A 12,012-nucleotide genomic window follows, 5' to 3' on the forward strand; every position below is an offset into this window, starting at 1 on the left:
AACTCATCGGTCGAACCACGCCAGCAATACCGTGACGTTATCGCGCCCGGCGTACTCGCGGGTGAGGTTGACCAGACGTTGGCACGCCGTTTCTAGCGTGTCGCGTTGGGCGACCGCGAGTACCTGGAGCATTTCCTGGTGTGGCACGCAGCCGTGCAGGCCGTCACTGCACAGCATCAACAGGTCGCCGGGCTGAATCGGGTGAACACGTACCTGCGGTTCGACCCGGGGGCCGGGGCCGATGGCTTGCAGCAACAAGTTGCGTGCAGGCAGCCGGTCGACCTTGCCGGCTTCGAGGGCTTGCTGGTACCAGGTCTGGTCGCGAGTCAGCAGGCTCAGTTCGCCCTCGCGGTAGCGGTACAGGCGGCTGTCGCCCACATGGAACACCAGTAACGGCCCGTTTGATTGCGGGCGCCACACGCCAGTAAGGGTGGTGCCCATGCCGCTGCCTTCGCTCATGTGGCGGGCCACGTTCTGCTGGTACACGCACTGGTTCACCTGGTCGATGGCGTTGTGCAACAGGCTGGCGGCTTGCATCTGCGGGTCGGACCAGGTGGCGTCGGGGTCGAGGCCGTCGTGGGTCGGGTCGACGCTGTGAACCTTGAGGGCCTCGCGCAGGCTGACCAAGGCTTCGGCGCTGGCCAGGGCGCCGGCCTCATGGCCACCCATGCCATCGGCCACGGCGAGCAGGCCCAGGGCCGGCTCCACCAGGAAATTGTCTTCGTTACTCTGGCGCACCGAACCGACATCACTGACCCCATAGGCAACCGCAGCGGCCAGTTGATGGGGCCCGCAGGCGCTGAGTGGGGAATCGGTCATGGGAGAGACTCGAAGCTGGTGAGGAATGCCAGGCGCTGGGCCTCGCTCTCGATGTGCTCGGCCAACAGCAGCAGGAACGGTTGGCGCAAGGAGGTGGCCCGTGCCGCCCGGCTGACCACAATGCGCGCGATGGGGCCGATCAACACAGCCAGGCGCTTTTCGGCCATCTGCGAAAAGGCCGGGTCAATGGGCGTGGGCAGTGTTTCGGTGGTGCGGGTGACCTCGGTGGGCGGCTCGATCGCCGTGGGCTCACGGGGCGGCTCCACCGGCGCGGTCGGCGGGTTCAGGCGCAGGAACAGCGACTGGCTGGCACTGGCGAACTGTTCCCGGCCACGCTCGGAAGGGATGTGGGGCAGGAGTGCCGCGCAGATGGCATCGAAGTCATCTGCACCGTTGAGGCTCTTGCGCACCAGAAAACGTGCCAGCGGCCCGATCTGATGGGACAGCAGCGATTCCAGTTCCGGCATCACCGCAAGCTTCCAGGGCGTCAGGGTTTCCACCGCTTCGGTGAGCGCCGCCGTGCCGGTTGGCAGCGGCGTTACCCCACTGCTCAAGGGCTGGTTGGGGCGGATCAAGACGGTGCGGTCATCGTCGATTTCGGCGTTGATCCAGGTGCCGGTCGCCGTGCCCAACAGGGCTTCCAGATCGTCGAGAAACGCCTGGGCCGAGGGGTAGCGCTCGGCCGGGCGTTTGGCCAGGGCGCGCACGATGACGGCATCCAGCGCCGGGTCCAGCGCCAGGTTGAGGCTCGACGGTGCCACGGGCGTCTGGTTGAGGATCTGCTGCATGACCATGGTGGCGGAGCCCGAGAACGGCCGCTCGCCCGTGAGCAATTGGTACAGCACGATGCCGGCGGAAAACACATCGGAGCGGCCGTCGATCAACTCGCCGCAGAACTGCTCCGGCGACATGTAGCTGGGCGTGCCGATCATCGAACCGGTTTGGGTAAGGGTCGAAGAGTCCAGGCGAGCGACGCCGAAGTCGGTGACCTTGACCTTGCCGTCGGCGGTGATCAGCAGGTTGGCCGGCTTGATGTCGCGGTGCACCACACCTTTGGAGTGGGCATATTCCAGGGCCGACAACAGTTGGCGCATCCAGCCGAGGCTGTGGCTCAGGTCGCGGGGCGTCTGTGCGGCGAGCAAGGTGTTGAGGGGCGTGCCCTCGACAAACTCCATGGCGATGTACGCCGAGCCTTCATCCTCACCGTAGTCGTACACGCCGACGATATTGGGGTGCATCAGGCGGCCGGCCGCCTGGGCTTCATTCTTGAAGCGGCTGACCAGCTCGGCGTGCTGGCTGTCGCCGAACAGCTCCTTGCGGATGGTCTTGAGGGCCACGGTGCGTGCGATGTTCGGGTCGAACGCTTTGTACACCGTGCCCATGGCGCCTTTGCCGAGCACGCTGTCGATGCGGTATTTGCCCAGTTGTTCAAGCATGATCGCGGACCTATTCCTCAAGCATCTTCATGGCGCTGACCAGGCTGGTGCGCATGCGGCCGAAGGATTGGCCCAGGCGCGCCAACTCGTCCTTGCCGCTGACGTCCATTTCGGGCACGTCGGTTTCACCCAGGCTGACCCGGTCGGCCAGTGCCGACATCTGCCGCAGGCGCCGCGTGACGAACAGGTGCACGGCGACGTTCAAGGCCACGAACAGCACCGCAAATATTCCCAGCATCGACAGCATGTAGCTGTGCAGCATGCTCCTGGCGCGTTGCAGCGGCAGGTCGAGTGGCACGGTGACCAGTTGCGCGCCGATGGTGTCGTTGAGCTTCCAGCCGAAACCGTTCACCGCACCATAAATGTCGACCATGGTTTTCGGCGCCGCGTCCGGGGTGCTGTGGCAGGCCAGGCAGGCGCCGTCCTTGATCTGGATGGGGCGTGCGATGTACAGCGCTGCACCTTTGTCGTCATTGCGTTCACCGACCATTTCATCGGTTTGCGGCTGGCTGCGCAGGTTGTTGATCAGGGATTTTTCCCAGTCGTTGGCCAGGTCACGTGGGTTCGTCGGGTTGAGCGTGGCCTCTTTGTAGGCGTAGTCCGGGTAGGACTTGAGCAGTTCCTGCAGGTGCGAAATGGCGGCGAAGTCCGGCACCGACTGCGGCAGGAACTGGAATTTCAGGCGGTTTTCCAGCAACGGCACGATCTGTTCGGCAGTGTAGGTGCTGGCGGCGGAGGCCGAGCGCATCAGCATGCGCGCGGTTTCCAGGGTTTCCCGGCGCGCACTCTGTTGCAGCATGTAATTGGTGGAAAGGCTGGTGGCGATAAACCCGACGGTGAAGACCGCCAGGAACACCACGTTGAATTTGACCGCGAGCGACAGTTTCATAAGGACCTTCAGGTACAGGCGTGGTGAGGATCAGTGCGCATTCTTGCGGCGCTCCAGGCGCAGCAGTTCCAGCTCCCACTCCAGCACGCCGCCGCGGTTGACCTTGACCGCCTGGCGGAACGCCGGGTCGTTGAGTCGCGGAGCAAAACGGCTGGCGAGCATCTGCTGGCTGAGGTTCAGCGGGCTGACCACCCAGGGCGCGATGTCGTCGTAGGTGACGTCGCGCTCTTTCTTCGGCTCCGCCGCCTTGGGGGCCTTTTTGCCAAGGGGCACCAACGGGTCGAGGAACTGGGGCGGCAAGGCGTCGATAAACGCCTGTTCGGGACGCGGCACACTTTTGAGCGGCCCGTCGCCGTCGCGCTGGGCAAAGTCTTCATGGCCCAGGGTGACGCTGCGGTCAGCCTTGCCACGGTTGTCGAGCTGGCTGACCACTTGGCTGCCGTCCTCGACGAACATCTCGGTCTGGCGCTTGCCCACATGGATCACGCTGGCGCTGCCGGTGAGGTTGAACGCCAGCCCTCCCGTGGTGACCGCCAGGTTCCCATGGCTGTTGCCCGCGACGGGTTGCAGCTTCAACCAGCCATTGAGCAGGTTGATCTGTGCGGCATTGCTGTTGGTCGCAATGAGGATGCGCGTATCCGGCCCCAGTGCCAGGGTCGCTGCGGCGAGCCCTTCGATCTGTATGCCAGCGGCGCCGGTTTGCAGGATGTCGCCACCTTGCAGGCGGGTGCCGGGGCCGACGGTATACAGCGCAGTGGCGCGGATCAGCTTCAGCGGTTTTTCCGCATAGGCGATCACGGCGATGCTGGGCGCCGCCGCGTGTGCCAGCGCAAGGGGCAGCAGGCTGGCGAGGAGTAGGGCAATCGAAAGTTTCTTCACGTTGGCGCCATCTATCGAGCACTTGGGGTCAGGCACCGATGCTGTGGGTACAGCCGGTGTTCATGCGTGCGCAAGGCATCGCAGGGCCGAAGGCTACCGGCTGCAAGGGCGAAGGAAGAAGACAATTATCTGCATGGAAATCGCTGATTTCGATTAAGCGAAATCATGGAATAAAGCATCGGGGGAGGGTGTTCTTCTCATGGTTTCCCGTGATCCGAACGGTGTTTGAGGATCGGCAACACGTCTACGCTTTCCTACTGCCCGGAGCCCCTTATGTCCACCCAATGCATGAACGCGTTTTCATCCACCAAGACCTTTCTGCAACAGAATTTCATGACGGCCAAGCGTATTCCTTCCGGGCTGGTTGCCGGCCTGAATGTGTTTGACGTCAATGATCACAAAGCCGGTGGCTTTCGCCTGGCGACCCTGGATAAGCCGGGGGAGTACGGCAAGGTCGAGCGGCCACTGATGGGGCATTGGGTGCCCCAGGGCAGCTTCTGTGACATTCCTGCCAACCCCGGTGCGACTGGCTATGTGTTCACGCCGGATTTCAGTGGTTGTTCGATCCTGATCGACCACATCGACGACACCACCTACCGGGTGTTCCATGTGCAGGGCGGCAGCGATTATCTGAACAAGGAGTACCTGAGCCGGTTTGATGGGCATGGCCTGGGATTCGCCACGGCCATGACGTTCGATGACTATGGCGAGGATGCGTACCCACGAGGCTTTGCCTTCATGAAGTTCGAGGAGGGCCGCTGGTGGATTTACTTCCAGCGCCAGAACGGCGTGGGGCTGAACTTTGCGTACGGCAAGTTCCAGATGAATGGGGCGCAAACCGTGCGCGGCGGGGGGCGTATCCCGGTGCCGAACCTCAAGCGTGAGTCGCCGCGACACGGCGTGGTGCACAGCGGCAAGGCGCTGCCGATGCCCGCCAGTCAACGCGCGGAGTTGAAGGTGGAGGTCTGGTAGGTGGGGCGTTTTCGCCGGGTCTGGAAAAAAGTCGGGAATAAATACTTCGGGTCGGTTGTTCATCCTGCAGACGCTGATAACCAGCCGTGATCGACTACCGATGGATCCCAAAATGATTGACCAGACCCTTCTCGACCCTTCTTCTGGCAGGCGAACAATGAGCAACACCGACCCCGACGTTGTAGCGCGCCGCAATCGTCTGGCGCTGATGGTATTGCAGGTGATCGGCCTGGTGGTGCTGGTGCTCTGTGCAATCGACGCACAGCGTGCCCAGGCCCAGGACCTGCCGGAACCGGCCGCGGGAGCTGCGAAACATGTGCTGATGACGGTGCAGGCCACGGGCGTGCAGATCTACACCTGCGCCAAGGACAGCAACGGCCAGTTGGGCTGGCAGTTTCGCGAGCCGCTGGCCACGTTGATGATCAACGGCAAGACGGTCGGTCGGCATTTCGCCGGGCCGACCTGGCAGCTGGATGACCGCAGTGCGGTGGTGGGCAAAGTGCTCGCCCAGGCCCCAGGGGCCGGCCCCAAGGACATCTCGCTGTTGCGCCTGGGGGTGATCGACCATCAGGGCGAGGGTGGGCTGGCGCAGGTGGTTGCCGTGGAGCGCTTGCATACGTTGGGCGGTGTGTTCAGTGGCAGCTGCGAGCAAGCCGGTGAACTGCACGTGGAACCCTACAGCGCCGACTACCGCTTCCTCGGCCAATAGCCTTACCCCGAACCGTTCGGTTCGGTGCTGACACCCCCTTATCTGAATTCACGCTTCGCGCCGATCCCATTCGGCGTGCGGCAACGCTGTGCCTGTCAATCAACCAAAAAAACCAGGAGCTTCTACATGATCACTCGTTTACTCGGCGTTACTGCGCTCACCGTGGTGGCTTGCGCCTCCGTCCAGGCTGCCGAAGGCCCTACCGACTGGACCGGTTTCTACGGTGGCCTGAGTGCCGGCTACGGCTTTGGTGGCGACGGTGACGTCAACACCAAGGGCCAGGCTGCACCGAACATTGCCAACATCAACGGCGGCGCCCGCCCGGGTCGGGTTGACCTGGACCGCAATGGCCTGCTGGGCGGTGCGCAGATCGGCTACAACTACCAGTTCGGCCAATGGGTTGCCGGCATCGAGGCCGATATCTCCCACACCGACCTGCAAGACAGCCGCACTATCGGCACCTCGCAACTCAACACCCACCTGGCGTTGAACAATAAATTCGAGTCGAAGATCAAGTACCTCGGCACCCTGCGTGGTCGCTTCGGTTATGCCTTTGACCACACCTTGATCTACGGCACGGCCGGCTTGGCCTACGGCGAAACAAGCCAGAGCGTCGACATGTTCGGTCCTACTGGAAACACGCAGTTCAGCGGCGATCAAAGCCATTTCAAGATGGGTTACACCGTGGGCGCCGGTATCGAGCAGGCGATTACCCAGAACCTGTCGTTCAAGACCGAATACCTGTACTACGACCTGGGCGAGGACAAGCTGAACGTGGCGGTGATTCCGGGCAGTGGCGGGGCGGGCACCGGGTACGATTCCAAGTTCAAGAACGATGGGCAGATGCTGCGCGTGGGGTTGAACTGGAAGTTTGATTGACGTGCTGTGCTGGGCCTCAGGCGCAGGCGCTTGAGGCTTTCAACGGGCGCGCCGGTCGGTGTTGGTAGAACTGGCCCTGGCGCGCCTTGCGGTGTTTGCGGGACTGGAAGCTGTTCCAGGTGGCGAAATCGAAGCGCGTGGCCGAGACGACGTTTTCCTGGATAAGCATGATGGGGGCCGGTGTGATCACGTTTGCGTAGTGGGTGTTGAGCGTGACTTCGAGTGTGTCTTTGTCGCGGTAGCCGCTGAGCAGAGGGATCAAGTTGAAAGCGTGGTCTATACCCTCGGATTCCGTCGGCGCGCCAACGAATGTCACAAACCCTACATAGACCTTGCGGTCGCTCAAACTGAACATGCAAGGCACCTGCTGTTCGAAGGACTCTCTGAGCAAGATCCTCAACGGCGTACCCTGCAGAATTCCCAACAGCAACATCGCCTGAAAATGGGCTTCGGTGTCCAGTTTCTGGGCTTTTCTTTGCACATGTACAAAGAACCTTGCCCAGAAAACGGGAATGGCCAAGGACGTCATGCCGACCTGAAGCAAGAACACCCAGAGGGTGGCATTCCTCTCATTGGCAATGTCGAGCTCGACCAACAGGTTTCCCAGATAGTTACTGTAGTCCGTGGCGATCTCATGGCCGATGAGGAGAATCTTCTGCTTCGACAGCACCAATATGAAAGCGCTCAAGATTGCAGCCGCAACCAGGCAGCTCATTCCCAACCTTGCGACTTGCAGGTAGAGCAGTTGCCCTTCAAATCGATGCAGCCGGTAAAAGTAAAAAGGATGCAGGATGCAAACCAGATAGCCGCTGACCAGCAATGGCACGATGATCAGCAGCCCCATGATTCATCGGCCTCCATTTTGCGGATCTGGCGGATCGCTTCCTTGTAGTTTTGAGACGCCATGACTTCGCTGGTGTCAATGGCGACGAAGTGCTCGCCAACGACTCTTATTGTCTTGAGTGACTTGACCGCTTTCGCCCGATCCCAATCGTCCTGAGTCGGTTTACCAAAAAACAAATGCAATAACGACATGGCCACAACCTCGAAAAGAAGTAGCCAGTTTTATAGCAAGCGCTCCCAGGCCTTCACCACTGATGGCCGCCACGCCACTGTCGCCAGTTCCCGTAGGAAAGGTCTCCATTGCCACCAGCGGCTTAAAATGTCGGCGGTGTTATCACCCAGATCACCACGGTTTCCACCTTGCCCGGGTTGCCATAGCGATGGGGCTCGTTGCTGGCAAAGCTGAAACTGTCACCCTCATCCAGCAAAAAGCGCCGCTCACCCACCCACAACTCAAACTGCCCACTCAGTACGTACCCGGCTTCCTCACCCTCATGGCTGTAGCTCTCTTGGCTGTAGGTGCCCGGAGGAAAGCACGAGTGCAGCATTTCCAACTGGTGATTGGGCAACGGCGTCAGCAGTTGATCGACAATGCCGTCTTCGTAGCGAATGCTCTGGCGGTTGCCCCTGCGCACCACATAACCTTCGTCCTCCGCTGCCGGCACGGTTTCGCTGGCGAAGAACCACTGGATGGTCACCCCCAGGCTGCGGGCGATATTGAACAGCGCCGGGATCGACGGATAAGCCAGGTTGCGCTCCAACTGGCTCAGGTAGCCGGCGGTCAATTCACTCATCTGCGCCAGGTCCGTCAGCGTCAGGCCGCGAGCCTTGCGCAGGCCGCGAATGCGGGTACCCAAAAACAATTGCGCTGATTCGTCGTTCAAAGCGTCCACGCTACCTTCAGTCCTTCATAGATCGCCTCTTCGGCGGTGCGCGGTGCCAGGCAATCGCCAATTCGATCGAAGGGCACCACCCCTTGCAGCTGTGCACCCAGAGTGTCTACCGGCTGATGGCCCTGGCACAACACCAGGGTGTCGACCGATTCGAGCAACATCGGCTCGCCGCTGGCGGTGTGTTGCAGGTACACGGTGCTGTCATCACAGCCGTAGAGGCGGGCGTAGGGAATGATCGGGATGCCCAGGCGATGCAACTCGCCGGCCAGTTGGTCGCGCACATACAGCGGCAGGTTTTCCCCGCAATGTGTGCCGTTGACCGCCAGTTGTACGGCGTGGCCGGCGCGCACCAGGCGTTCGGCAATGCCGGGGCCGATCCAGTCGCAGCGCCAGTCGACCACCACCACCGAACGACCCGGTTCAACCTCGCCGCGCAGCACCTGCCAGGCGTCGACCACTTGCAGCTCGCCGCCTTGTTCGAAGGCCGGCCAATAGGGTTCGGCGCCGGTGGCGATGATCACGTGGTCGGGTTGCTCCCGTTCCACCAGGGCGCGATCAACCCGGGTGTTGCGCACCACACGTACGCCCGCCAACTCCATCTCCCGTTGCAGGTTGGTGCTGGTGCCGCCGAACTCACTGCGCCGTGGCAGCAACTGCGCCAGCAGCACCTGGCCACCCAATTGCCCACTGGCTTCATAGAGTGTCACCGCGTGCCCCCGCTGTGCCGCCACGGCCGCCGCCTTCATCCCAGCCGGGCCGCCGCCGACCACCATCACACGCTTGCGCGTCATCGCCGGGCGCAGGTCGCCGAATTGCAACTCGCGGCCGGTCTCCGGATGCTGGATGCAGGAGATCGGCAGCCCCTTGTGAAAGTGACCGATGCACGCCTGGTTGCACGCGATGCACGCGCGCACATCTTCGGCATGACCGTTTAGGGTTTTGGCGGGCATCAACGGGTCGCAGATCAGCGCGCGCGTCATGCCGCACACATCGGCCTGGCCTCGCGCCAGGATCAACTCGGCCTCCTGGGGCTGGTTGATACGCCCGGTGACGAATAGCGGAATCGACAGGCTGGCCTTGAACGTGGCCGCCTCATCCGCCAGGTACGCGGCGGCAATCGCCATGGGCGGCACGATATGGATCGCACCTCCCAGCGACGCCGATGTACCTGCGACGATATGCACGTAATCCAGCTGCGTTTGCAGGCTTTGCACCGCTTCCAGGGATTCACTTTCGGTGAGCCCTTCGGCATCGCGCTCGTCCGCCGAAATACGCAGGCCGATGATGAAATGTTCGTTGGTGGCCTGCCGCACGGCGGCGATGATTTCTCGCAGGAACCTCAACCGTTGCTCAAGCGAACCGTTGTACCCGTCGGTGCGCCGGTTGACCCGAGGATTGAGAAACTGCGCCGGCAAGTAGCCATGGCTCGCAACCACTTCCACGCCGTCGATCCCCGCTTGATACAACCGCGAGGCTGCCGCCGCGTAGCCCGCGACGATCTCGTCGATCATCGGCTGCTCCAGCGCCCGAGGCATCACCCGGAACCGTTCGTTTGGCACCCCTGACGCGGAGTACGCCACTGCCAGCAGGCCATCGGCCGATTCCATGATTTCGCGGCCCGGGTGAAAGATCTGCGACAGCACCACCGTGCCGTGGGCATGGCAAGTCTCGGCCAATTCGCGGTAGCCCTCGATGCAGGCATCGTCCGTGGCCATCAGCACATGGGAGGTGTACCGCGCGCTGTCGTGCACCCCGGCCACCTGCAACACAATCAGCCCCACGCCACCTTCTGCACGGGCCCGGTGGTAGGCAATCAACTGCGGGTTGACCCGGTTGTCGGTGGGCATCGAGGTGTCGTGCCCGCTGGACATGATGCGGTTCTTCAGGCGTTTTCCCCGCAGTTGCAGGGGCTCGAACAGGTGGGGAAAGGCAGCGTGCGACATGGTGCGGATACTCCAGGCGCGATTGTTGTTATTTTTCTATAGGAGGTGAGCGCCAGTAAAAAATCAACCTGTTTTTTTACTGGCGCTTGTTTGTCATGGGTGCTTGTTTTTCTACTGAAGAGTGGATTAGCGTCGCCATCACCCACCCCGCCCGGAGCATAAAAATGACTCACTCCACCGAACAGCAACTGCGTGAAGAGCTTGCCGCGTGCTACCGCTTGATCGCGCACTACCGCATGAGCGACCTGATCTTTACCCACATTTCGGTGCGTATTCCCGGGCCGGAGCATCACTTCCTGATCAACCCCTACGGGCTGATGTTCGATGAGATCACCGCCTCCAGCCTGGTGAAGATCGGCCTCGATGGCCGCGCGGTGGAGCCCTCGGCGTATGCGGTCAACCCGGCCGGTTTTGTCATCCACAGTGCGATCCATGGTGCGCGAGAAGACGCCCAGTGCGTGCTGCACACCCACACCCGTGCGGGCTGTGCGGTGGCTGCGCTGGAGTGCGGGCTGTTGCCGGTCAACCAGATCTCCATGGAGTTCTACGGCAAGGTCGCTTACCACGATTACGAAGGTGTCGCCCTGGACATGGACGAGCAGCGGCGGCTGGTGGCCGACCTGGGTGATAAGCCGGTGCTGATGCTGCGCAACCATGGCTTGCTCACGGTGGGCGAGACGGTCAGCCAGGCATTCCTGCGCATGTACTACCTGGAGAAAGCCTGCGATATCCAGATCGCCGCCCAGGCCTGCGGCACGCTGATCCTGCCGTCTGCCGAGGTGTGTACCTACACCGAACAGCAATTCAACAACCCGGACAGGCCGCTGGCCGAAGGCGAGCTGGTTGACCTGGACGCCATGCAACTGGCCTGGGCGGCGTTGCTGCGCATGCTGGATCGGGTGTCGCCGGGTTACCGGGAGTGATGTAGAGTCTGGCTGCCGACTCAACTGCAGGAAACCGCCGCATGACCCAGGAATCCCGTTTTTCCCGGATGGACCCGGAAGTGCGCAAGGCCAATCTGGTCCAGGCCACGCTGACATGCCTCAAGCGCGACGGCTTCCAAGGCGCGTCGATTCGCAAGATCAGTGCCGAGGCCGGGGTGTCGGTGGGGCTGATCAGCCATCACTATTCGGGCAAGGATGAGCTGGTCGCCGAGGCCTACCGCACCATCACCGGCCAGGTCATGAGCCTGTTGCGCGAGACCATGGCCAAGGCACCGCCGGACCCTCGGGAGCGGCTGTCGGCGCTGTTCCGTGGCTCGTTTTCCCCGGAGCTGCTCGACCCGCACCTGCTGGATGCCTGGCTGGTGTTCTGGGGCGCGGTCAAGACCGCGCCCGCCATCAACCTGGCCCACGAACACTCCTATGGCGAGTACCGCACCATCATGCGTTCGGCGCTGACCGACATGGCAGGGGAGGAGGGCTGGGAATACTTCGATGCCGACCTTGCCGCCATCGGCTTGAGCGCCTTGCTCGACGGGCTGTGGCTGGAGTCGGGGCTTAACCCCGGCACCTTTACCCCGGAGCAGGGCATTCAGATCTGCGAAGCCTGGGTCGACGGCCTGCAGGGCGCCGGGCGCCAGCGTTACCAGCTCAAACCCTGAGCCTTTCTCGCCGCCTGGGCGCACTGTCCGGGCCGGCATTTCTCCTCTGAAAATATTTGCAGTTTGCCGATTGCCACCTTACTGAACACTCGTTTAGTATCTCGCCATGTCGCACCCCTCAAGCCAATTAAAATAATTCGAGGAAGC

Annotated in this window: 13 protein-coding genes; 5 read left to right on the plus strand and 8 right to left on the minus strand. The window is 62.1% G+C overall.

Features of this window, described 5'->3' with window-relative positions:
- Positions 1–3: 3 nt before the first annotated feature.
- From HX792_RS19330 to HX792_RS19345, 4 genes are read right to left on the minus strand one after another with little or no spacing between them, the layout of a single operon-like run.
- Positions 4–819 (minus strand): PP2C family serine/threonine-protein phosphatase, encoded by an 816-nt coding sequence (locus HX792_RS19330; protein WP_176997583.1) that lies wholly within the window; start codon positions 817–819, stop codon positions 4–6.
- Positions 816–2,255, minus strand: a complete 1,440-nt coding sequence (locus HX792_RS19335; RefSeq protein WP_176997584.1) for a serine/threonine-protein kinase — start codon at positions 2,253–2,255, stop codon at positions 816–818. The genes HX792_RS19330 and HX792_RS19335 overlap by 4 nt, the downstream gene beginning before the upstream one ends.
- Positions 2,256–2,265: 10 nt before the next feature.
- Positions 2,266–3,144, minus strand: coding sequence for a DUF3365 domain-containing protein (locus HX792_RS19340; RefSeq protein ID WP_176997585.1), 879 nt, complete (start codon positions 3,142–3,144; stop codon positions 2,266–2,268).
- A 30-nt stretch (positions 3,145–3,174) separates the two neighbouring features.
- Entirely contained in the window at positions 3,175–4,023 is an 849-nt protein-coding gene (locus tag HX792_RS19345; protein ID WP_176997586.1) for a hypothetical protein, read from the minus strand.
- A gap of 273 nt (positions 4,024–4,296) precedes the next feature.
- Between HX792_RS19345 and HX792_RS19350 the strand changes: the two genes are divergently transcribed.
- From HX792_RS19350 to HX792_RS19360, 3 genes are all read left to right on the plus strand, one after another.
- On the plus strand, positions 4,297–4,995 hold the full coding sequence (locus HX792_RS19350; protein ID WP_176997587.1) for a hypothetical protein: 699 nt from the start codon (positions 4,297–4,299) through the stop codon (positions 4,993–4,995).
- Positions 4,996–5,152: 157 nt separating this feature from the next.
- The gene (locus tag HX792_RS19355; protein WP_176997588.1) at positions 5,153–5,704 is read left to right on the plus strand and encodes a DUF3455 domain-containing protein; all 552 of its coding nucleotides are present in this window, start codon (positions 5,153–5,155) and stop codon (positions 5,702–5,704) included.
- Positions 5,705–5,830: 126 nt separating this feature from the next.
- Entirely contained in the window at positions 5,831–6,583 is a 753-nt protein-coding gene (locus HX792_RS19360) for an outer membrane protein (protein ID WP_176997589.1), read from the plus strand.
- 16 nt (positions 6,584–6,599) lie between these two features.
- On the opposite strand, the gene HX792_RS19365 is transcribed toward HX792_RS19360, so the two are convergent.
- The 4 genes from HX792_RS19365 to HX792_RS19380 form a co-directional block, all read right to left on the minus strand.
- Positions 6,600–7,427, minus strand: coding sequence for a hypothetical protein (locus HX792_RS19365; RefSeq protein ID WP_176997590.1), 828 nt, complete (start codon positions 7,425–7,427; stop codon positions 6,600–6,602).
- Positions 7,415–7,618 (minus strand): hypothetical protein, encoded by a 204-nt coding sequence (locus tag HX792_RS19370; protein WP_176997591.1) that lies wholly within the window; start codon positions 7,616–7,618, stop codon positions 7,415–7,417. The genes HX792_RS19365 and HX792_RS19370 overlap by 13 nt, the downstream gene beginning before the upstream one ends.
- 122 nt (positions 7,619–7,740) lie before the next feature.
- The gene (locus HX792_RS19375) at positions 7,741–8,319 is read right to left on the minus strand and encodes a cupin domain-containing protein (RefSeq protein WP_176997592.1); all 579 of its coding nucleotides are present in this window, start codon (positions 8,317–8,319) and stop codon (positions 7,741–7,743) included.
- A complete protein-coding gene (locus tag HX792_RS19380) occupies positions 8,307–10,262 on the minus strand; it encodes an FAD-dependent oxidoreductase (RefSeq protein WP_176997593.1) in 1,956 nt (651 codons plus the stop codon). Before HX792_RS19380 ends, HX792_RS19375 begins: the two co-directional genes overlap by 13 nt.
- A gap of 164 nt (positions 10,263–10,426) precedes the next feature.
- On the opposite strand from HX792_RS19380, the gene HX792_RS19385 reads away from it, so the two are divergent.
- Together HX792_RS19385 and HX792_RS19390 are read left to right on the plus strand one after the other, a co-directional pair.
- Entirely contained in the window at positions 10,427–11,185 is a 759-nt protein-coding gene (locus HX792_RS19385; protein WP_176997594.1) for a class II aldolase/adducin family protein, read from the plus strand.
- 41 nt (positions 11,186–11,226) lie between these two features.
- A complete protein-coding gene (locus HX792_RS19390; RefSeq protein WP_176997595.1) occupies positions 11,227–11,865 on the plus strand; it encodes a TetR family transcriptional regulator C-terminal domain-containing protein in 639 nt (212 codons plus the stop codon).
- Positions 11,866–12,012 lie beyond the last annotated feature (147 nt).

Origin of the sequence: Pseudomonas sp. B6002, from assembly GCF_013385985.1 — a bacterium.
GTDB lineage: Bacteria > Pseudomonadota > Gammaproteobacteria > Pseudomonadales > Pseudomonadaceae > Aquipseudomonas.

Excerpts from the sequence above, each read along its gene's own strand:
- HX792_RS19330 (WP_176997583.1), bottom strand. The coding sequence starts at position 819 with ATGACCGATTCCCCACTCAGCGCCTGCGGGCCCCATCAACTGGCCGCT.
- HX792_RS19335 (WP_176997584.1), bottom strand. The coding sequence starts at position 2,255 with ATGCTTGAACAACTGGGCAAATACCGCATCGACAGCGTGCTCGGCAAA.
- HX792_RS19340 (WP_176997585.1), bottom strand. The coding sequence starts at position 3,144 with ATGAAACTGTCGCTCGCGGTCAAATTCAACGTGGTGTTCCTGGCGGTC.
- HX792_RS19350 (WP_176997587.1), top strand. The coding sequence starts at position 4,297 with ATGTCCACCCAATGCATGAACGCGTTTTCATCCACCAAGACCTTTCTG.
- HX792_RS19355 (WP_176997588.1), top strand. The coding sequence starts at position 5,153 with ATGAGCAACACCGACCCCGACGTTGTAGCGCGCCGCAATCGTCTGGCG.
- HX792_RS19360 (WP_176997589.1), top strand. The coding sequence starts at position 5,831 with ATGATCACTCGTTTACTCGGCGTTACTGCGCTCACCGTGGTGGCTTGC.
- HX792_RS19365 (WP_176997590.1), bottom strand. The coding sequence starts at position 7,427 with ATGGGGCTGCTGATCATCGTGCCATTGCTGGTCAGCGGCTATCTGGTT.
- HX792_RS19370 (WP_176997591.1), bottom strand. The coding sequence starts at position 7,618 with ATGTCGTTATTGCATTTGTTTTTTGGTAAACCGACTCAGGACGATTGG.
- HX792_RS19380 (WP_176997593.1), bottom strand. The coding sequence starts at position 10,262 with ATGTCGCACGCTGCCTTTCCCCACCTGTTCGAGCCCCTGCAACTGCGG.
- HX792_RS19385 (WP_176997594.1), top strand. The coding sequence starts at position 10,427 with ATGACTCACTCCACCGAACAGCAACTGCGTGAAGAGCTTGCCGCGTGC.
- HX792_RS19390 (WP_176997595.1), top strand. The coding sequence starts at position 11,227 with ATGACCCAGGAATCCCGTTTTTCCCGGATGGACCCGGAAGTGCGCAAG.